This window comes from Halomonas sp. BL6 (assembly GCF_006228115.1).
Classification (GTDB): Bacteria; Pseudomonadota; Gammaproteobacteria; order Pseudomonadales; family Halomonadaceae; genus Vreelandella; species Vreelandella piezotolerans.
Genome location: NZ_VDGL01000007.1, coordinates 219941 through 240961, shown reverse-complemented (window position 1 = coordinate 240961; position 21021 = coordinate 219941). Strand labels below are relative to the sequence as shown.

17 protein-coding genes are annotated in these 21021 nt (G+C 58.7%); 10 read left to right on the top strand and 7 right to left on the bottom strand.

Annotated elements, in window-relative coordinates; all coding sequences use genetic code 11:
- Positions 1 to 699 (bottom strand): Trk system potassium transporter TrkA (gene trkA, locus FHJ80_RS15450; protein ID WP_139528215.1); only part of this gene is annotated, 699 nt, incomplete at its 3' end.
- Positions 700 to 905: 206 nt separating this feature from the next.
- Between trkA and kdpF the strand changes: the two genes are divergently transcribed.
- The 6 genes from kdpF to FHJ80_RS15420 are packed head-to-tail and all read left to right on the top strand — an operon-like array spanning position 906 to position 8817.
- Entirely contained in the window at positions 906 to 986 is an 81-nt protein-coding gene (gene kdpF / locus FHJ80_RS17570; RefSeq protein ID WP_081742537.1) for a K(+)-transporting ATPase subunit F, read from the top strand.
- Positions 987 to 995: 9 nt separating this feature from the next.
- Positions 996 to 2687: a potassium-transporting ATPase subunit KdpA gene (gene kdpA, locus FHJ80_RS15440; RefSeq protein WP_139528213.1), complete on the top strand. Its 1692-nt coding sequence runs from the start codon at positions 996 to 998 to the stop codon at positions 2685 to 2687.
- A 10-nt stretch (positions 2688 to 2697) separates the two neighbouring features.
- Positions 2698 to 4734, top strand: a complete 2037-nt coding sequence (gene kdpB, locus FHJ80_RS15435; RefSeq protein ID WP_139528212.1) for a potassium-transporting ATPase subunit KdpB — start codon at positions 2698 to 2700, stop codon at positions 4732 to 4734.
- 10 nt (positions 4735 to 4744) lie between these two features.
- Entirely contained in the window at positions 4745 to 5410 is a 666-nt protein-coding gene (gene kdpC, locus FHJ80_RS15430) for a potassium-transporting ATPase subunit KdpC (RefSeq protein ID WP_218013988.1), read from the top strand.
- Between the two features lie 4 nt (positions 5411 to 5414).
- Positions 5415 to 8099, top strand: coding sequence for a sensor histidine kinase KdpD (locus tag FHJ80_RS15425; protein WP_139528211.1), 2685 nt, complete (start codon positions 5415 to 5417; stop codon positions 8097 to 8099).
- A complete protein-coding gene (locus FHJ80_RS15420) occupies positions 8089 to 8817 on the top strand; it encodes a response regulator (RefSeq protein WP_139528210.1) in 729 nt (242 codons plus the stop codon). Before FHJ80_RS15425 ends, FHJ80_RS15420 begins: the two co-directional genes overlap by 11 nt.
- A gap of 15 nt (positions 8818 to 8832) precedes the next feature.
- Here FHJ80_RS15420 and FHJ80_RS15415 read toward each other — a convergent pair whose 3' ends face one another.
- The 4 genes from FHJ80_RS15415 to malE form a co-directional block, all read right to left on the bottom strand.
- On the bottom strand, positions 8833 to 10320 hold the full coding sequence (locus FHJ80_RS15415) for a TrkH family potassium uptake protein (protein ID WP_139528209.1): 1488 nt from the start codon (positions 10318 to 10320) through the stop codon (positions 8833 to 8835).
- Between the two features lie 182 nt (positions 10321 to 10502).
- On the bottom strand, positions 10503 to 11393 hold the full coding sequence (gene malG / locus FHJ80_RS15410; protein ID WP_139528208.1) for a maltose ABC transporter permease MalG: 891 nt from the start codon (positions 11391 to 11393) through the stop codon (positions 10503 to 10505).
- 10 nt (positions 11394 to 11403) lie between these two features.
- Positions 11404 to 12963, bottom strand: a complete 1560-nt coding sequence (gene malF / locus FHJ80_RS15405) for a maltose ABC transporter permease MalF (protein WP_139528207.1) — start codon at positions 12961 to 12963, stop codon at positions 11404 to 11406.
- 63 nt (positions 12964 to 13026) lie between these two features.
- Positions 13027 to 14214 (bottom strand): maltose/maltodextrin ABC transporter substrate-binding protein MalE, encoded by a 1188-nt coding sequence (malE, locus tag FHJ80_RS15400; RefSeq protein WP_139528206.1) that lies wholly within the window; start codon positions 14212 to 14214, stop codon positions 13027 to 13029.
- Positions 14215 to 14538: 324 nt separating this feature from the next.
- On the opposite strand from malE, the gene zwf reads away from it, so the two are divergent.
- From zwf to FHJ80_RS15380, 4 genes are all read left to right on the top strand, one after another.
- A complete protein-coding gene (gene zwf, locus FHJ80_RS15395) occupies positions 14539 to 16032 on the top strand; it encodes a glucose-6-phosphate dehydrogenase (RefSeq protein WP_139528205.1) in 1494 nt (497 codons plus the stop codon).
- A 1-nt stretch (position 16033) separates the two neighbouring features.
- Positions 16034 to 16699: a 6-phosphogluconolactonase gene (gene pgl, locus FHJ80_RS15390; protein WP_139528204.1), complete on the top strand. Its 666-nt coding sequence runs from the start codon at positions 16034 to 16036 to the stop codon at positions 16697 to 16699.
- A 42-nt stretch (positions 16700 to 16741) separates the two neighbouring features.
- Positions 16742 to 17404, top strand: coding sequence for a bifunctional 4-hydroxy-2-oxoglutarate aldolase/2-dehydro-3-deoxy-phosphogluconate aldolase (locus FHJ80_RS15385; RefSeq protein WP_139528203.1), 663 nt, complete (start codon positions 16742 to 16744; stop codon positions 17402 to 17404).
- A 210-nt stretch (positions 17405 to 17614) separates the two neighbouring features.
- Positions 17615 to 19096, top strand: coding sequence for a glycoside hydrolase family 32 protein (locus FHJ80_RS15380; RefSeq protein WP_139528202.1), 1482 nt, complete (start codon positions 17615 to 17617; stop codon positions 19094 to 19096).
- 21 nt (positions 19097 to 19117) lie between these two features.
- Here the strand turns inward: FHJ80_RS15380 and FHJ80_RS15375 are convergent, their stop codons facing one another.
- Both FHJ80_RS15375 and FHJ80_RS15370 read right to left on the bottom strand, forming a co-directional pair.
- The gene (locus FHJ80_RS15375; protein ID WP_139528201.1) at positions 19118 to 20083 is read right to left on the bottom strand and encodes a carbohydrate kinase; all 966 of its coding nucleotides are present in this window, start codon (positions 20081 to 20083) and stop codon (positions 19118 to 19120) included.
- A gap of 53 nt (positions 20084 to 20136) precedes the next feature.
- Positions 20137 to 21006, bottom strand: coding sequence for an aldo/keto reductase family oxidoreductase (locus tag FHJ80_RS15370; RefSeq protein ID WP_139528200.1), 870 nt, complete (start codon positions 21004 to 21006; stop codon positions 20137 to 20139).
- Positions 21007 to 21021 lie beyond the last annotated feature (15 nt).

The window sequence follows — 21021 nt, the reverse complement described above, 5'->3', positions numbered from 1 at the left end:
CCGGCGGAAGTCCCGCTCCACCTTGCGCAGCTCGCTCATCACCGCGCGGATATCTCGCCGGGCGGCGAGAAAAAACACCTCATCGTCGGCTTCAATCACCGTGTCGCCTCGGGGAATGATTGGCCGGTTGCGGCGGTAAATGGCCGCCACGCGGGTTTCCACGTTGGGCATGTGCTTGCCCAAAAACGCCAGATCCTGACCCACCAGCGGGCCGCCATAGAAGGCTTTCACCGCCACCAGCTGCACTAAGCCACCGGCAAACTCCAGCACCTGTAGCGCGCCGGGGTGCTCGATCAAGCGGCGTACGTGGTCGGTGACTACCTGCTCGGGGCTGATCAGCACGTCGATGGGAATCGCTTCGTGGGCGAACAGCCCTTTACGAGTGAGGTAGGCGGTGGAGCGCACCCGGGCAATTTTGGTGGGCGTGCGAAACAGCGTGTGGGCCACCTGACAGGCGATCATGTTGATTTCGTCGGTGTTGGTCACCGCGATCAGCATGTCGGCGTCTTCGCAGCCCGCTTGGCGCAGCACGATCGGGTAGGAGCCTGCGCCGGTCACCGTGCGGATATCCAGCTTGGTGTGCAGCTCGCGCAGTTTTGCGCCGTCGGTATCGACGACGGTGATGTCGTTCTCCTCGCGGGCAAGGTGTTCGGCTAGGGTTGCGCCCACTTGGCCTGCCCCAAGAATGATAATTTTCATGGGTAGTTAGGTCACTCCGGCGACATATGAATACAGATACTCACCTATCTAAGGGGAAGCTGTCGAGTGTAGGTGGGCTCAGTTCTGCCTTTGCCCGACGGAAAGGGCTTTTTTTACGCGTTTTTGACGGCTAATGCCTTAAATGCCATCGAATTTTTACGCCTGCAATCTCTAAGCTCAGGGTGCCAATCAAAGGAGGCACTTCCATGAATATTGCATTGCTAATTATCGCGACCGGCACAGCGGCGTATCTGTTTTACGCGCTCATCTGTCCCGAGCGTTTTTAGGAGATCGTCATGAACGATATGATCGCTATTTACGCCTTAGTGGCTCTGCTTAGTGTGCCCTTGGGTATCTATATTGCTTTTGCATTAAGCACACAGACGAACCGGCTCTATACGCTGTTTGGCGTGATTGAAAAGCCTATCTATCGGTTGGCGGGCGTTAACAGTCAACACGCCATGACGTGGCAAGTGTACGCGTTAGCCATCCTTAAGCTGCATGTGGGCTTGATACTGCTGGCCTGGCTGGTCTTTATGTGCCAGGGCCTACTGCCACTAAACCCGGACGGTATCCCCGGCATGCCTTGGGACACAGCGCTGCATACAGCGGTGTCTTTTGCTACCAACACTAACCAGCAGCACTACTCTGGCCAAGCGCAGCTTTCGCACTTAAGCCAAACCTTTGCCATTGTCACACTGCAGTTCTTAACTCCCGCCACGGGGCTCGCAGTGTTGGTCGCGATTGCCCGCACTTTGTTAGTTGCTAAGCCTGCCAAAGGATTAAACGGCGTTGGCAACTACTACCACGACCTTACCCGCACCGTGGTACGGGTTATGTTGCCACTGGCAGCGGTTGTCGCACTGTTGCTCACATGGCAGGGCGTACCGGCCAGCTACCAGGCCGCCCACCAAGTAGACATGCTGGATCCCCAGGTGGAAGAAGTGCAGTCGATTCCCTTAGGCCCGGTGGCGTCCATGGTGGCGATCAAGCAGCTAGGTACCAACGGAGGTGGCTGGTATGGACCCAACTCTACCGTACCCCTTGAGAACCCCACGCCGCTGGCGAACGTTATTGAAACCGCTTCACTCACGCTTATCCCCGTGGCACTGCTTATCGCGATTGCTTTGATCAGCGGTCGACGTCGGCTAATGATGGGCATTGGCACCGTGATGATTGCGTTCTCTCTGTTCTCTACCTCCGTGGTGGTCTATTCGGAACGCATGCCCAATGCGGCCCTAGTCGAACTCTCCCAGCCGGGGGGAAATTTGGAAGGTAAAGAGCTGCGTTTTGGCACTGACCTTTCCGCTCTATGGGGCAGTTGGACGACGCAAACCTCCAACGGCTCAGTCAACGCCATGCACGATAGCTTCAATCCCATGGGCGGCATGATGCTGCTGATGGATATGTTTGTGAACGTGACCTTCGGTGGCGTGGGCGTCGGGCTGATTGGCTTCTTCCTCTACCTGATGTTGGCGGCCTTTGTGGGCTCGTTGATGGTGGGCAGGGCACCCGAGCTGTTCGGTAAACCGTTAGAAACCCGTGAAATGCGCTGGATTTCACTGGCGATGCTGGCTCAGCCGCTGGTCATCCTAGGGTTGAGTGCGCTGACCGTGGCGATGCCTGGCGCAGCCGCTAACTCAAACCCCGGTTTCCATGGCTTATCACAAGTGCTCTATGAGTTTACGTCGGCGTTTGCTAATAACGGCTCTGGTTTTGAAGGGCTGGGCGATGACACGCCCTGGTGGAACCTGGCTTGCGTCGTTGCCCTCTTGATTGGCCGCTTCTTACCCATGCTAGTGCCATTAGCGGTGGCCGGTTGGTTGGCCGCTAAGCGCACGGCACCGGCGGGGCGCGGCACCCTTCCCATGGATAGCCCCGCCTTTATGGGCTTAACCGCAGGGGTGATTGTGATTGTTAACCTGCTTGGCTTCTTACCGGCGTTAGTGCTTGGCCCGATTGCAGAATCCGTCGTGCAAGGCTTCTAGGAGAAAAGAGATGTCACATACAGAGCTTGCTAAACAGCCGCGTCGTTCGCTGCCTATTGGCCAAGTTGTCACCGGCGCGGTAAAAGGGCTTGCGCCCCATCTACTGGCGCGCAACCCGGTTATGGCGGTGGTCGCCATTGGTACGGTGGTGTGTTTCGGGCTAACGCCGATTGCTTTCGTCCAGGGCGAAAACGGCGGCTTTGCGCTCACTATTTCGCTACTACTGCTTGCCACCGTGCTGTTTGCCACCGGTGCGGAGTCACTGGCGGAGTCCCGAGGTAAGGCTCATGCTGGGGCGCTGCGCAAAACCAAAGGGGAGCTCCAGGCGGCCAAGCTAAACGCTGACGGCACCACCAGCGACGTGACCGCCGACTCACTGCGTAAAGGCGACCGAGTGAAAGTAGTGGCGGGTGAGCTGATTCCGGCAGATGGCGATATCGTCGAGGGTGCGGCATCTATTAACGAGTCGGCGGTGACCGGTGAGTCCGCGCCGGTGCTGCGTGAAGCGGGCACCGATAACAGCGGCGTCAGTGCGGGCACCAAAGTGCTCTCGGATCAATTGATCATTGAAGTCAGTGCCAATCCCGGTGAATCCCTGCTGGATCGTATGATTGCCTTGGTAGAGGGGGCTAGCCGTCAGAAAACGCCTTCCGAGCTGGCGCTTTCGGTGCTGCTGGCGATGCTGACACTGGTGTTCCTGATCGTGGTGGTGACACTGGTGCCCATGGCCGCGTTCGTTGGGGTAGAAACCTCGGCGGTCATGTTGGTAGCGCTATTGGTGTGCTTGATTCCCACCACGATAGGTGGTCTTTTGCCTGCCATTGGCATTGCTGGTATGGAGCGCGCCATGCGGGCCAATCTGGTTGCTAAATCAGGCAAGGCAGTAGAGATCGCCGGTAGCATCGACACGCTTCTGCTGGATAAAACTGGCACGATTACCTTGGGTGACCGTCGCGCGACGGAGTTTGCCCCCTGTCAGCGGGTGCGGCATCAAAAGGTACGCGATGTAGCGTTTTTAACCTCACTGGAAGACCCGACGCCGGAAGGTCGCTCGATTGTGACGTTGGCCACCGAGCAGGGTGTAGATGCCCAGCTTAGCGAAGAAGCGGATGGCGCAACCTTTGAAGCCTTCAGTGCTGAAACCCGGCTTTCAGGGGTGGATCTAACCAGCGGTAAAAAGCTACGTAAAGGTGCCCCTAATGCCATCGCCGAGTGGGTAAAGGCGCAGGGCGGCGTTATTCCCAGTGACTACAACCAGGTCATTGAGCGTATATCCCGAGATGGTGCCACACCCATTGCAGTAGCGGAAAACCAGCAGATCCTGGGTGTGGTAGCGCTGTCTGACGTCATCAAAAGCGGCATCGCGGAGAAGTTTGCCGAGCTACGTGCCATGGGCATCAAAACCGTGATGATCACCGGTGACAACCCGATTACCGCCTCGGCCATAGCCGCCACGGCAGGGGTCGACGACTACATTGCCGAGGCCACGCCTGAGCGTAAGCTGGCGCTGATTCGCGAAGAGCAGGCCAGTGGCCGTCTGGTGGCCATGGTGGGTGACGGTACCAATGACGCACCGGCGCTGGCCCAGGCTGATCTTGGTCTGGCCATGAATTCCGGCACCCAAGCCGCCCGCGAAGCGGCCAATATGGTCGATCTGGACTCCGATCCCGGAAAGCTTATCAGCGCGGTGGAAATTGGTAAGCAGCTGCTGGTAACCCGAGGCGCACTGACCACGTTCTCTTTGGCGAACGATGTCGCTAAGTACTTCGTGATTCTACCGGCGCTCTTTGCGGCGAGTTTCCCGGCGCTGGGCGTGCTGGATGTCATGAATCTGCATTCACCCACCACGGCGGTGCTGGCAGCCGTGCTGTTCAATGCGTTGATTATTCCCGCGCTGATTCCCTTTGCGCTACGTGGTGTGTCTGTGAAAGCCGCATCGGCGACGGTGCTATTGCGCCGCAACCTGCTGATTTACGGTCTTGGTGGGCTGCTGCTACCGTTCCCCGCCATCAAGCTGTTCGACATGCTGATTGCGCTGTTTATCTAGGAGAAGCGTCATGAATACAGGTTTCAAGGATCAAATGGCGATGAATGACGAAGCGCAACAGGCACCAACGGCCGAGGCAAAAGCCACTTGGGGCAGTGCGCTGCGCTTTATGGTGGTGATGGCCGTTTTGCTTGGCTTAGTGTACCCCTTCGCGACGACAATGGTCGGTGGCTGGTTGTTTCCTGAGCAGTCGCAAGGCAGCTTGGTTCGTGACGCCGATGGTCGGGTGATAGGGTCAAGCCTGGTGTCGCAAACCTTTGTCAGCGATGAATACTTTATCGGTCGCCCGTCAGCGGCGGGTAACGATGCGGGCGGGGTATCGGGCTCTAACCTAGCGCCTAGCAATGAGGCGCTTCGTGAGCGTGCCCAGGCCGATGCCCAGGCGATTGCCCAGCGGGAAGGCGTCAGTGTCGATCAAATCCCGGTTGATCTGATCACTGCATCGGGTTCAGGGGTTGACCCACATATCTCGTTACCATCCGCTGAATTACAGGTCGCAAGGGTAGCGCAGGCGCGTGAAATCGACGAAGCTAGCGTCACTGAGCTGATCGACCAAGCGCTTGAAAACACGGGCTGGTTGGGGTCGCCAGTGGTCAACGTATTGCGGTTGAATGTGAGTTTGGATGAGCGTTTTCCCGTCGCCACCACCACGTCGTCTGTCGCCCCTGTGGAGTAGCTAAATGTATTCAGCGGATCAGCGACCCGATCCCAATGCATTGCTAAAAGCCGCGCGCCGAGAGGCGCGCGGCTGTTTGCGTGTATTTTTGGGAGCCGCCCCTGGCGTTGGCAAAACCTACACCATGCTACGCACGGCCCGGGAGCGGGCAGAGGAGGGTGACGATATTGTGATTGGCGTGGTGGAGTCCCACGGGCGCGCCGACACCGAAGCTCTCTGTGAGGGGCTGTCACGTATTCCACTAGCGCCTTTACAGCATCATGGCCGAACGTTTTATGAATTCGATATCGATGCGGCCCTAGAGCGGAAACCCACCATTCTGTTGGTAGACGAGTTAGCCCACCGCAATATCCCCGGCAGCCGACATCCACGGCGTTATCAGGATATCGAAGAGTTGCTGGATGCGGGGATCGATGTCTGGACAACGGTGAACGTCCAGCATTTGGAAAGCCTCAACGACGATGTTGCACGGATTACCGGCATTCGCATGCGCGAAACCGTTCCCGATGCACTGCTAGAGCGCGCCCGGGATGTATCGCTGGTGGACTTAACCCCGGAGGAGCTGCTCGAACGCTTAAGACGCGGCAAGGTGTATATCCCCGAGCAAGCTCGCGCCGCCATGGAGGGCTACTTTAACGAGTCGAACCTTAACGCGCTGCGCGAGCTGGCGATTCAGACCATGGCCGAGCGGGTAGATGCCGATGTAAAAGTAGCCATGGATGCCAGCGGTAGGGCAGGCCCTTGGCCGGTAAGGCCCCACCTGTTGGTGATTATTACCGGTAGTGAAGACGATGTGTCCCTCGTGCGTGCAGCCCATCGAATGGCCGAGAGGCGTTTGGCCGTATGGCGGGCGGTCTATGTGGATAAAGGTGTTGCCTCGCCGGAGCAGCAGCTTACGATTGAGAAGATATTTAGCCTGGTGACCCGGCTGGGAGGCGATTCACTTCGCTTGCAGGGGCATAGCCAGCTAGGTGAAGTGCTTAACTACGCCCGCTCGATTAATGCCACCACAATTATGGTGGGCCGCGACGGCAAGCGCCGCTGGTGGCCGTGGTCGCGGCCGCTTGCCCAACGCTTGATCGCGCATACCGATGTCTTTGATATCGTGGTAGTGGCTCAGGGGAGCGTGAAGCAAGGTAGGCATAAACGGCAGCCTAGCTGGATAGTGCGTCCACCTCAACTACTCGCTACCAGCTTGGCGGTGATGGCCTCATTGGGAATCGCCCACCTGTTAGAGCCCTGGTTGGAGCTTGCCAATCTGTCGCTAGTATTTTTAGCCGCCGTGCTTTTCAGCGCTGTCTGGGCGGGCACCTCAATGGCGATGTTCAGTGCCGTTGCGGGTTTTTTGATCTTTAACTTCTTCTTTACAGAGCCACGTTTGTCCTTTGCCATGGTGGAGCGGGGACAGCTGCTGACGGTGTTGTTCTTCTTTTTGATAGCGCTAGTGGTGGGGCAATTGGCGGGACGTGGACGCCAGCGCTTAGTCGCACTGCGGGCCAGCCGCGACCAGACTCAGCTTTTGCTGCGCTACGCCGAGCAGCTCTCAATTGCCACCGACAGTGCCAGTGCCGCCAAAGTGGGTGTCGATACCTTGGTGCAGTGTTTTGAAGTCCCCGTTATCTTTATTGAAACGGCGGAAAGCGCTAGCGAAGTGCGTGTGGTCTACGCACTGCCGGATGCCGAGCGTCTGGACATGACCGCCAAGCAGGCAGCGGTATGGAGTTGGCAACACCAAAAACCCAGCGGTCAGGGCACTCAAACCTTGAGCCAACAAGCTTGGCGCTTGCTACCGCTGGCGGTGCAAGGGGAGAAAGTAGGGATGCTGGCGCTTAAGCTCTCTGCAAGCCAGAAGGGGCTAACACACGAAAATGAGGCATTAATTGATACGTTGGTGCGTCAGCTCAGCATGGCGCTGGAACGAACACGGCTAGTAGCAGAGCTGAACACCACGCGGGTCTCAGAGGAGAACGAGCGTTTGCGTTCTGCGCTGCTTTCCTCCGTATCCCATGATTTACGCACCCCGCTTGCCTCAATTATTGGCTCCACCAGTTCGTTAATCGAGTTAAAACCACAGCTCAGTGATAGCGACCAGCGTGAGCTACTGGACGGCATTTTGTCTGAAAGCGAACGGCTCAATCGCTACATCCAAAACCTGTTAGATATGACTCGTCTAGGCCATGGCACACTGAAGATTGAGCGCGATTGGGTCTCGTTTGATGACGTGATTAATTCGGCGCTTAAACGACTGGGTCAATCGCTCAAGCACGTGGTGGTTCGCAAACAGTGGCCGACCAACTTGCCGCTACTTTACGTGCATCCCGCACTGATAGAGCAAGCGCTGGTGAACGTCTTGGATAATGCCCAGCGCTTTTCACCACCTAACGGTGAACTATTGATTAGCGTACACCTAAAAGACGAGGACCCCAGCGTACTAGTTATTAAGATTGAGGACGAAGGCCCCGGTATTTCGCCCGGACTGCGTGAGCAGGTGTTCGATATGTTTTATAGCGGCGGTGACGGTGACCGCAGCGCCCATGGTAGTGGGCTGGGGTTGGCAATTTGTCGCGGCATGATTGGCGCCCATGGTGGCACTATCACAGCCGATGTAGGCGCGAACGGAAAGGGAACAGCGATCATCATCACACTGCCACTATTAGGAGCCGATATAGGGAGGATGGATGAAGAGTGAGGGGAATGGACGCATTTTGATCGTTGATGACGAGCAGCAGATTCGTCGATTTTTGCGTATTAGTCTTGCTTCGCAGGGCTACAGTGTCATTGAGGCAGAAAATGGCGAGCAGGCACTGGCAGCGGCTTACATCCAATCGCCGGATGTCGTGCTGCTCGATTTAGGCTTGCCTGATATGGATGGTCATGACGTACTGCGTGGGATCCGTGACCATAGCACTGTACCGATTATCGTAGTATCGGTACGCGATAGAGAGGAGGAGAAAGTCCGTTCACTAGATAATGGGGCTAATGACTATGTCACTAAACCGTTCGGTATCCAAGAGCTGCTGGCGCGCATCAGGGCAGTGCTGCGTATTGCCCAAAAGGCTAGAGGTGAAGAGAGTGCCAGTTTTTTCGCAAGCGCTAATGTCACCATCGATGTGGAGTTGAGGCGTGTCGTGGTGTATGAGCAAGAGATACACCTAACCCGAAAAGAGTTTGCCGTACTGGCAAAGCTTTGCCGCTACGCTGGGCGAGTGGTCACGCAAACTCAACTGCTCAAGGAGGTATGGGGGCCAACGCATACTGATGACACTCATTATCTTCGTATTGTAGTGAGTCGTTTGCGCCAAAAACTAGCTGATGACCCACAAACACCGGCCCTGCTTCAAACTGAGGCCGGCGTCGGGTATCGGTTATTGGTAGAAGCCAGCGCTCGGCCTGCAGAGACACTCTGACGCCACCAAAGGGGGTTAACGCCGCCAGAACATCGGCGTCATCAACACCACCACGGTCAAAATCTCCAAGCGGCCCATCAACATGCCGATGCACAGTAGCCACTTGGCGGCATCGGGCAGGCTGGCGAAGTTACCGGCGGGGCCGATGATGTCGCCCAGGCCCGGGCCCACGTTGGCCACTGCCGTGGCGGCTCCGGTAAGCGCTGTGACGAGATCCAGGCCCAATGCGGCGAGGCCTAACGCCAATACCGCAATGGTGATGAAAAAGAAGAACGAAAACGCCACCACGCTGCGGGAGATATCGCTGGTCACCGGCTGCTGGTTATAGCGAGTGGTAAAGACACCGTTCGAATGAATCAGATAGCGCAACTGGTTCTGCAGCATCAGCATGGCGATTTGAAAGCGAAAGATCTTCATGCCGCCGCTAGTAGAGCCGCTGCAGCCACCGACGAAGGTGAGGTAGAAGAAGGCGGCAATGGGCAGCGAGCCCCATAGGGTATAATCGTCGGAGGCGTACCCGGTGGTGGTGACCACGGAAATGACGTTGAAGGTCACATGGGTCAGCGAGATGAACCAGTCGTCGCCTTGTACGACTCGCCACGCGCTCAGTATTACGATGGCAGCCAGCAGCAGTTTGAGCAGCCCGCGCACCTGCTGGTCTTTCCAAAGCGCGCTCTTGGAAGAGCGAATGAAGCGAATGTACAGCACGAAGGGGAGCGCGCCGCTGAGCATGAAAAAGCTCGCCATCCAGAGCAGCCAGGGCTGCTCGGCATAGGCCCCGAACGAGGCGTCGGAGTTGGCAAAGCCGCCGGTGGCCAACGACGTCATGCCGTGAACGATGGCGTCCAGTGGGAGCATGCCTCCCAGCCAATAGCTCAGCATGGCCGCGAGCGTCAATATCACGTAAACGGCGAGGGTGGCTTTGGCAATGCCGCCCGTGCGTGGCATGACCTTATCGGACCAATCGGACGACTCGGTGTGAAACAGCCGCATCCCACCCACTTTTAGAAACGGCAAAATGGCGATGCCCATGACGATGATGCCGATGCCTCCCATCCACTGCATCAAGCCGCGCCATAGTTTCAAACCGTCCGAGAGGTTATCGATACCTACCAAGACGGTCGACCCAGTGGTGGTAATCGCCGACACCGATTCGAACACGGCGTTGGTAAAGCTAAGCTGGGGAGCGCCTAGAACGAGCGGCAGACTGGCAAAGCCACTGATACTGGTCCAACTGCCGGCGGTCAAGATGAACATCTGCCAGGGTTTGAGCTCTAACGGCACGCCGCGGGTGACTGCCCAAGTAGTCAACGTCGCGCTTAAAATGATGATCAGCGAGACGGCAAAAGCAGGGGCATCGGGATCGCGTTCGATGAGCAGTACCATCAGCGGCAGCGTCATGAACATGGCCAGTACCAGCCACAGCACCGACATGATCTTGAAAATTTGTGCCCAGTTTCGGTAAGTCTCTTGGTAGTAACGTGCGCTAGGGAACGTGGCCATAAGTCCGCTCTAAGTGGGTCCGCTCTAAATTACCCTAAGGGTGGTGAGCTATCTCACCACGCCGATCAAACATTGTCCGTAAAATTTCCCTAAAAATTACCCAACCCATAAAAAACCGGCGCTGATGAGCGCCGGTCATGAGCAACATGCTCAAGCGAGGAAACCCTCGAGCGGTGGGCGGCCTAGCCCTTGACGCCTCCGGCGGTCAAACCGCCAATAATCCAGCGTTGGCAAATAAGAAACGCCACGGTGATGGGCAGGCCAGAGAGCACGGCGGCAGCGGCAAAGTTACCCCAACGCTGGTTATGGTCGGCGAGGTATTGCTGCGCGCCAACGGCAAGCGTCAGCTTGTGCTCATCCACCAACAGTACCGAGGCCATCGGGTACTCCATGATGCTCATCACGAAGGCCAGGATGAAGACCACCATCAGAATGGGGACAGAAAGCGGCAGCAGAATATAGCGAAACGCCTGCCAGGTGCTGGCGCCATCGACCATGGCGGCCTCTTCCAGTGAACCGTCGATGGATTCGAAATAGCCTTTGATCGTCCAGATATGCAGCGCTACCGCCCCCAGCGAGGCGACGATCAGCGCGCCGTGCGTATTGATGCCCAGCCAACCGACGAACTGGCCCAGCCGGTCAAAGAGGGCATACAGTGCCACCAGCGAGAGCACCGCTGGGAACATCTGAAAAATCAGCATGCCTTTGAGCAGCGGCGCTTTGCCCTTGAAGCGCATGCGGGCAAACGCGTAGGCGCTGGTGGTAGCGAGCATGAGAATCAGCACCGAGGAGATCACCGCCACCTTGATGGAGTTCCACAGCCACAGCAGCACCGGGAAGGGCGGTTGGACCACGGTGCCGTCGGGCCGCTCCCAGGGGATCCCTAGCGCCAGGGACCAGTGCTCCAGCGAGAAGTTATGCGGAATCAGGCTGCCGGTGGCAAAGTTACCCTCTCGAAACGAGATCGAGATCACCAGGAGCAGCGGAAAGACGATCAGCGATACGAAGCAGATCAGCGCCAAGTGCGCGCCCAAGCGACGCGCGCCAACGGAGCGGGGTTGAACCATGGGCATCGGTAACCTCCTATACCTTTACTTTGGAAAGGCGCAAATTGAGCAGCGACAAACCCGCGACTAGCAGGAAGATCAGCGTAGCGATGGCCGCCGCAAGGCCAAAGTTCTGCCCTGCGTCTTGAAAGGCGATGCGATAGGTGTAGCTCACCAGTAGGTCGGTGGTGCCCGCCGGGGTGCTGGCGCCCAAAATATCGGGGCTGCCGCCGGTGAGCAGGGCAATCAGCACGAAGTTATTGAAGTTGAACGCAAACGCAGCAATCAGCAGCGGCGTGAGCGGCTTGAGGATCAGCGGCAGGGTGATGTTGAACAGATTGGTGATTGGGCCGCCGCCATCCACGGCCGAGGCTTCGTACAAGTCCTGCGGAATGGCCTGAATCAAGCCCATGCAGAGCAGCAGCATGTAGGGGTAGCCCAACCAGGTATTGACGATCAGCAGCATGCTGCGCGCCATCCAAGGATCGGTAAACCACTCCGGGCGTACCCCAAACAGGGTATCCAGGATCAGGTTGATCTCACCGAAGTGCTGATTGAACATCCCTTTGAAAATCAGGATCGAGATGAACGCTGGCACCGCATAGGGCAGAATCAGCAGCGTGCGGTATACGGCCTTGCCCCTGAGTTGATCCCACTGCAGCAAAGAGGCCAGCACGAAACCGACGGCCAGAGTAAACACAACGGTGAGGGCGGCAAATACGAAGGTCCATACGAAAATCTGCATGAACGGACCGCGAATGTCCGGGTCGGTGAAAATCTGGGTGTAATTGGCCATGCCGACGTTGACCGGCCAGCCGGGCGCGATCCGTTCACCGTCGTCAGCCACGAAGAAACCAATGCTTGGGTCGGGGGTGAGCAGCCTGTCATCGCGACGGTCGTACAGCGCACCATCCTCGCGGGCTTCGTAGCGGTTGACCATGGGGGCGAACTGGCGCAGTCCCGCCATGCGCAGCTCGTTGCCGTCCGGGGTGATTAGCCGCAGCCCTTGCAGGGCCTCGCGCGCTTGAATGATGTCGCGCATGCCCAGTGCTTCCTGCGCGGGTGGTGCATCGGCGGGCTGCACGCCAATTTGTCGATTCTCCTGATTGGCAACATTGAGCGGGGAGGAAACGAATCGCTGGCCCTCTTGGCTCTCCAAATAGAGCCGAACCAAATCACTGTCGGGGTAGAGGGCCAGGTCAAAGGCATTGCCTTCCGCTTGATAGGTTTGGCTCATGAGCTGGTCGCGCACCCGCTCTTCCGAAAGCAGATTGGTAGAGCTGTAGTTACTGAAGCTGATCCCGATGGTGTACAGCAGCGGAAAAATGACGAACACACCAAGCCCGGCTATCGCAGGAAAGATGTAGCGATGACTCATCAGCGTGCGCTTGGTAAAGACCACGCCCAGCGAGCCGCCCAGTACCAGAAACAGCAGAGCAAACATCCACTGGCCGTTGAGATGAAACGCCAGCACCAGCCACAGTAGCGCGATCACCAGCACGGCAATGACGCCGCGCATGGCCCAGCGGGTATAGCGTTCGGTAAGATGGCGAGAGCGGTGGCGGGGCAGGCCACGAGACGCGTTAGTGGTGTACATGATGACGTCCTGAAAGGCTGCCCGGCAGCGGGCGCTGCCGGGCAATGGAGGCTAAAAAGGAGGCTACTGGCGCATACGGCGCGCAGCGGCATCCAGCGCTTCTTGGGGGGATTGGTGACCGCTGCCAATGTTCTGTAGCGCGGGTTCCATAGCGGCCCAGAAGGCGCCCATTTCAGGAATGTTGGGCATCGGCATGCCCACTTCGGCGTTCTCTAGCGTCGCGGCAATGTTGGGGTTGTCCGCCAGCTCTGCCTGGTAATCGATATGCGCTACCGCGCCGAGCGAACCGTCGCTATTGAACGTGCGCATACCCTCTTCGCTCAGCAAATAGTTTTCCAAGAACTCTACCGCCAGGAAGTCGTTGGGCGTGGCGGAGTTGATCATCGCGGTCATCACGCCGAACATCGGCTTGGCTCGCTCGTCACCCACGTTGGGTAGCAGGGCGACGCCGTATTCGATGCCGCTACGCTCCAGGTTAGGCCACGCCCAAGGGCCGCTGATCATGGTCGCTACCTCGCCTTGGTTGAAGCGAGTATCCATCAGGTTGTAGTCGGTGCCGCGGGGCAGTACGCCGCTCTCGATCAACTCGACCAGCAGCTCAGCCCCTTGCAAGGCACCCTCGTTATTGACGCCGATATCGCTGACGTCATAACCGCTGTCGGTCTGTTTGAACGGGTAGCCGCCGTTGGCTGCCAGCAGCGTCCAGCCGTAGTAGGGTTCGCTGTAATCGAACAAAATGGCTTTTTTGCCTTCTTGGGAGAGCGTGGCGTCTAGCTCCATTAACTCGGCAAAGCTTTCAGGCGGCGTTTCTACCAACGCTTTGTTGTAAATCAGCCCCAGCGATTCCACCGAAATGGGGTAGCCGTAGGTCTCGCCATTCCATAGTGCGGCCTCCCAGGTGAAGTCGTAGAACGCTTCGCGGAAGCTGTCGCTGGGCGCAATCGGTTTGAGCAGACCGCTTTGCGCCCATTCCCCCATGCGATCATGGGCCCAAATGACGATATCCGGCCCTTGCCCGCTGCCTGCCGCTTGCTGAAAACGGTCGGTCAGGTTGTCGGGAAACACGACGTCCACCTCGATGCCGGTATCTTCCAGGAATTGATCGGCCACTGCGCGGATGCCTTCCTGGCCTTTATTGTCGCCCATCCAGATGGTCAAACGGTCATCTTCGAAGGCCAGGGCGGGGAGTGTGGCAGTGGCCGCTAGCGTAGCGGCGAGCAGCGGCGTGAAAAATGGACGAACCATTGCCATGATGTGCGTACCTCGTTATGACGTTGTTGTTGTCGTGCACGTTCTCATACGACGTGCTTTGTTCACGGTCAGCGTCGCTAATTACGCACGAGGTCACCTCATCCTAGGGGGGAAGAGGGGTGGCGTATCCAAGGGGCGTAGAGTAAAGGTAGAAGAATAGGTGACCAGGGCTCGGCATCACCGCTGTAACACCAACCGGAAAGGGCAGCAGGCGAGAATATTTTGTAGTAAAATTACACGAATTATTGCGTATAATGCCTCACATCAGATAGATTTTAGGTAATCTAACTACATCAGATGACCTAATTATAAACAGGAGCTGAGATGAGCCAGTCACATGCCCCGCTGGGCGATCCCAATCACGCGATCGATCTGGCGCTATTCGGGGCGCTTGGCGACCTTGCCATGCGCAAGCTGTTTCCCGCGCTGTATCATCTTGACCGCGAAGGCTTGATGCCCGAAAGCACGCGGATCATGGGGCTGGCGCGTCAGGAGCATGACACTGCTGCGTTCCGCCAGCTAGTCAGTGGCGCGCTGCAGAAGCGTCTGAAGAAAGAGGAGCAGGACAAGGCGAGTCTGGAGCGCTTTTTAAATCGCTTGGAGTATCTCAAGCTCGACTTCGCTACCGCTGACGGTTATGACGCCATTCGCCAGTGGCGCGAAGGCTCAAAGCGCCCGATGGTGGTGTATCTCTCGGTGGCGGCGCGCATCTACGGCGACATTTGCCGCAACCTCCAGGCCAGTAACAGTCTGGATGACGATACCCGCGTCGTGGTGGAAAAACCGATTGGCTACGACCTGGCCTCTTCCGAAGAGATCAACGATGCCATCGGTGCCGTGTTCCCCGAATCGCGCATCTACCGCATCGACCACTACTTGGGTAAAGAGACGGTTCAGAATCTCATTGCTCTACGCTTTGCCAACCCGCTGTTTGGCACCCAGTGGAATCAGAATCATATTTCCCATGTCGAGATTACCGTCGCCGAAAAAGTCGGTATCGAAGGGCGCTGGGGCTATTTCGATGATGCGGGCCAACTGCGCGATATGGTCCAGAACCACCTTCTACAGCTGCTATGCCTGATCGCCATGGACCCGCCCTCGAACCTGGATGCCGATGCCATCCGCGATGAGAAGGTGAAGGTGCTCAAGGCGCTGAAACCGTTTACTGGTGAATCGCTGGGGCGTGACGTCGTGCGCGGCCAGTACATTGCCGGTACCAGCGACGGCCAAGCCGTGCCGGGCTACCTGGAAGAGGAGGGGGCCAATACCCAGAGCCAGACCGAAACCTTCGTGGCCATGAAAACCGAAGTGTCCAACTGGCGCTGGGCGGGCGTGCCGTTCTACCTGCGTACCGGTAAGCGGATGCCGGAAAAACTCTCGCAAATCGTCATTCACTTTCGTCAGCAGCCTCACTACATCTTCGATCCTGACCAGCGCGGCATCGCCTCCAACAAACTGATCATTCGCCTACAGCCAGAAGAGGGCATTGCCCTTCAGGTGCTCACCAAGGATAGCGGTCTAGACAAGGGCATGCGCCTGCGCCCTGGCCCACTACATCTGGATTTCAACAGCGCGTTCCCGAAATCGCGTATCCCGGATGCTTACGAGCGCCTGCTATTGGAAGTCATGAAAGGCCAGCAGTATCTGTTCGTCCGTCGGGACGAGGTGGAGCATGCGTGGCGCTGGTGTGATCAGCTCATCGATGGTTGGAAATCACGCGATACCCCACCTCGCCGCTACCCGGCAGGCTCTTGGGGGCCGGTCGCCTCCATTGCCATGATCACCCAGGATGGTCGCAGCTGGTACGAGGATTATTGAGATGAGCAATACACGACAAGCGCTGGCCGAGCAGCTAGCCGAAGCCGTTTATCAAGCCCTGGCGACAGACCTGGAACACCAGGAGCGTGCGCTGCTGGTGGTATCGGGCGGCTCGACGCCGGTGCCGTTCTTCAAAGCGCTGGCGCAAAAGCCACTGGCGTGGGCGCGGGTGGATATCACCCTGGCCGACGAGCGCTGGGTCGACGAGCAGAGCAGCGATAGCAACGCCAAACTGGTGCGCGACAACCTGCTGCAAGGCCCGGCGGCGGCCGCTAACTTCGTGCCGCTTACTAGCAACGATGGTACGCCGGAAGAAGGGGTGGCCGCCGTGGTACAGCAAACCGCGGCTTTGAGCTGGCCTGCCAGCGTGGTGATTTTGGGCATGGGCGGCGATGGTCATACGGCCTCGCTGTTCCCCGATAGCCAAGAGCTGGGGCTGGCGCTCTCTACGGATGAGCCGCTAGTCGCGGTGCGTACGCCCAGCCAGCCGCAGCCGCGCATTACTTTCTCTGCGGACCGCCTGCACCAGGCGAAACGCCACATTCTGCATATCACGGGTGACGACAAGCGCGCCGTACTGGCCAACGCCATGGGCGGCGACGACGTTCGCACGCTGCCGATTCGCGCGTTTCTATCTTGCCCGCTGGCGATTTACTGGGCGCCCTAATAAACCGCCTTCGCCAATAACAAATTGCTTGGAGACTCACTGATGACCATCGATAAACAGTTACCCTCAACGCGCACCGCCGAGCTGGACAGCATCTGTTTGAAAGCCGAAGTGATCCCTGTGATCACCATCGAGCGCCTGGAAGATGCCGTGCCGCTGGGCCGTGCGCTGGTCGAAGGTGGCCTGACCGTTCTGGAAATTACCCTGCGTACCGACTGCGCCTTAGACGCCATCAAACGCATGAAAGAGGCGCTGCCGGGGGCCAGCATTGGAGTGGGCACCGTACTCACACCTGCCCAGTATCGCCAAGCAGAACAGGTCGGCGCTGATTTCGTCGTTACGCCAGGAGCCACCGAAGCGCTTTACCGCTACGGCGTAGAGAGCCCCGTGCCGATGCTGCCGGGCGTTTCTACCATTTCTGAGCTGATGACTGGCTGGCAATACGGCTACCGCCGTTTCAAGTTCTTCCCCGCTGAATCCAGCGGCGGTGCCAAAGCGATCAAAGCGTTCGGCGCACCGATCCCGGAAGCACGTTTCTGCCCCACGGGCGGTATCACGGTCGACAACGCCGACTCCTACCTCTCGCTGCCGAACGTGATGTGTGTCGGCGGCTCTTGGCTGACGCCGAAAGCAATGGTCGATGCCGAAGATTGGGACGGCATCCGCGAACTGGCCCGCCAAGCTGCAGAGCGTTTCCACCACTAGACGGTTCCACCACTTATGTAAAACACAGTACCGAGCACTCTCGTCACTTGCCTCACTGATGTCGGGTCGTGTGAGCAAGACGTTTGCCCGAGCATGGCGACATGCTCGGGCTTTTTTACATCTACACCTAAAGGGGATGCTTCCGTTAGTTAACAGGCGTGATACGCTAACTTAAACGATTAAGTTGACCGATTAACTCAAGGTTTAAGCATGACGTTAGCGGATTTCGAGCCCCAGCGACCGGTGATGCATTTTGCCCCGCCGATGGGGTGGATGAATGACCCCAACGGGCTGGTGTTTTTCGAGGGCGAGTACCATCTGTTTTATCAGTACCACCCGTTCAGCACCGTCTGGGGGCCAATGCACTGGGGGCATGCGGTCAGTCGTGATCTGTGCCACTGGCAGCATTTGCCCATCGCGCTGGCGCCCAACGAAGACGGCGCCTGCTTTTCGGGGAGCGCCGTGGTGGATGAGCACGATGTGACGGGGCTGTTCGAGGGCCAGCCGGGGCTCGTGGCGTTTTACACCTGCCATAAGGTGCTCTCCGGTGACCCGGAGGATTACCAGCAGTCCCAGTGCCTGGCGTACAGCCGTGACAAGGGCCGTACCTGGCAGCGCTACGCGGGTAATCCGGTTCTGCCGCCGCCTGGGTTTAAAGACGTCCGCGACCCTAAAGTCGTTTGGCATGGACCTAGCCAGCGCTGGGTAATGGCGCTGGCCTGTGGGCAGGAGATTCACTTTTATACCTCCCATAACCTATTGGTGTGGCAGTTCGCCAGCGCCTTTGGCGAAGGCGAGGGCGCTCACACCCAGCACCCCTGGGAGTGCCCAGACCTGTTCGAGCTGCCGGTGGAAGGTGCTGGACCGAATGAGCCCGCCACCCGCTGGGTGTTGGTGGTAGGGATTGGCGCCACGCCGGATAACCCATTTGGCTCGTTGACCCAGTACTTTATCGGCGCGTTCGACGGCCAGCGTTTCACCAATGACAACGCTGCCAACGTCGTGCTGATGATGGACGAAGGGCGGGATTTTTACGCGGTGCAGAGCTGGTCGAATATCCCCGGGCGGCAGCTCGCGCTAGCGTGGTTGAACAATTGGCAATACGCCAATCATGCCCCCGAAAAGGGCTGGCGAGGCACCATGAGCCTGCCGCGAGAGCTGACGCTGCGCGCGACTTCTCGTGGGGTGCGGTTACATCAGCATTTTGCTCGCGAAGCAGGGCAAGTGCTGAGCGCCCCTTGTCATCTATCGCCGCGCTCGCTTGAAACGACGGGGGAGCGCTGTATTGCGTTGCCCGACGGGGAGGTCATTCACGGTCAGCTGACGCTGGTGCTCGAAGCGGGCACGAGGCTGGCGCTATCGCTGCAGCAGGGGTATCAGCAGCGACTGTGGCTGACCGCAGGCGACGCGGCAACGTCACTTCACTACGAGCGGCAGGGACGTAATGGGCAGGCCGCGTTCGACGAGCACTTTGCCTGTGACCACGCGGCGGGCAGCGTCGATGGGTTAACGGTGACGGTAACGTGGTGGTGCGATCACGGCACGCTGGAAATGTTGGTCGACGGGGCCACCGAACAGCGCAGCATCACTCAGGTTAGCTTTGTCGATCATCGCCGTCAGCCGGTGACGTTGGACGTCGTCAGCGGGCGGGTGGAAGTGGCGGAAGGGGTCATCCAAAGCGTCGTCGAGTAGCGGCCTCGACGACGCTGAGTGCTAGCCTGCCGAGCCGCGCAGGGCTTCGATATCGGTGTGGGTGGGCAGGGCGGCATACGCGCCGGGGCGGGTGACCGCGTGGGCACCGCAGCGGCAGGCAATGTCCACCGCGCGGGTGAGAAACGCGCTGTCCTGATGCCAGTTCTCACTGATGCCGTAGCGGGAAAGCTCGGCCAGTAAGCCGCCAATGAAGGCATCGCCACCGGCGGTGGTGTCGACGGCCGTCACGCTGGGCGGCATCACGGTCTGGTCGATACCGATGCCTTTGAGCACGACATCGTTAGGGCCATCGGTGACGACGACCACTTTGACGCCAGCGGCCATGCGCTCGGCTAACCACGCCTCTGGTGGATGGTCGCCACGCAGGTAGTCCAGCTCTTCGAGAGAGACTTTGACCAGCTCGGCGCTATCGACCAGCTCGGTGACCAGCCAGGGATCGGCGGCACCCTCTGCCCACAGGTTGTGGCGCAGGTTGGCATCCACGCTTACCAGACAGCCTGCACGCTTGGCCATGGCGGCAATCGCGAGGGTGGTCTCGGCAATGTTGGGGTCGGTCAGGCTGTTGCTGCATAGGTGCACGATGGCGGGCTGCTCGAACACGCCGTGGGGCAGATGCTCCAGGCGGTAGAGCAGGTCCGCTGCTGGCGGGCGGTAGAAGTCGAAGGTGCGTTCGCCGCTGCTATCGCGAGAGACGAAGGCTAGCGCCGTGCGCGCCTCTTGGGTGAGCACGACCCCCTGGGTATCCACGCCGTGGCTTTTCAGCTCGCGGATGAGAAAGTGCCCAAAGGTATCGTCACCCACCATCCCTAAAAACTGGCTGGGTACGTTGAGGCGTGCGCAGGCCACCGCGACGTTAGCGGGCGCGCCGCCCGCGTAGGGGGTAAAGGTTTCCGGCCCCGTGTCATCGCCCAATCGGCTCGAGAGCATGTCGATCAAGGCTTCACCGAAAGCAATCACCGGCGTCATAGGTCGTTCCTTGTCATTATTGGCATTGATGTTGAGTGGGCGCGCTAGCGAGCCTAAGCGACGCAGTGGCCGCGGGCTGCTTCCAGCAGTTCATACCAGGCGTCTCTGGGCAGCGTTTCCGGGCCGTTCAGCATATCGGCAATACGCTCCGGTTTCACGCTGCCTACCACCGGTGCCGGGCGGCCGGGCAGGGTGCGCAGCCAGGCCAGCGCCAACGCGCCGGGCGTACCGTTCAGCTCGCCTGCCAAACGGTTCAGCACGCGGCTCACTTCACCCTGCATCAGTTGGCCGCCCGCCAGCGGCGACCACGCCATGGGCGCCTGGCCATCGGCGTTCAGGTCGTCGAAGCTGCCGTCGAACAGCGTCGCGCTATGGGCAATCGAAAGCTCGATTTGATTGGCGCGTAGCGGGTGGTGCATATGGCGTTGCAGTCGGCGCCACTGACTGGGCAGATGGTTGGAAATCCCCGCCGCGCCGATTTTGCCCGCCTCGATGGCGTCATCCAGCGCACGGCCTGTCGCGGCGGCGTCCATCAGCAGGTCCGGGCGGTGAATCAGAAAGTGATCCAGATGCTCGACACCCAAGCGGCCCAGCGCATCGTCAATGGCGCGGCCAAGGTAGTCCGGGCTGGCATTGTAGTGCTTGACCTTACCGGAGCCTGGAGCCGGATTGTCGTTGGCGATGCTGGCCTTGGTCACCACATTCAGCCGCTTGGCCAGCGCCGGGCGGGCACGCAGGGCTTGGCCAAACAGCATTTCGCAGGCGCCATTGCCGTAGATGTCGGCATGGTCGAACCAGTGTAACCCTTGCTCTAGACGAGCTTCGATCCAGTCGGCCAACTGGCTCGCTTGGTGCATCTCTTGCGCTTCATGCAGGCGCATCATGCCGAGTACAAAAGGCACGTTAAACGTAACGGCAGCCATGGCGTTTTCCATTCG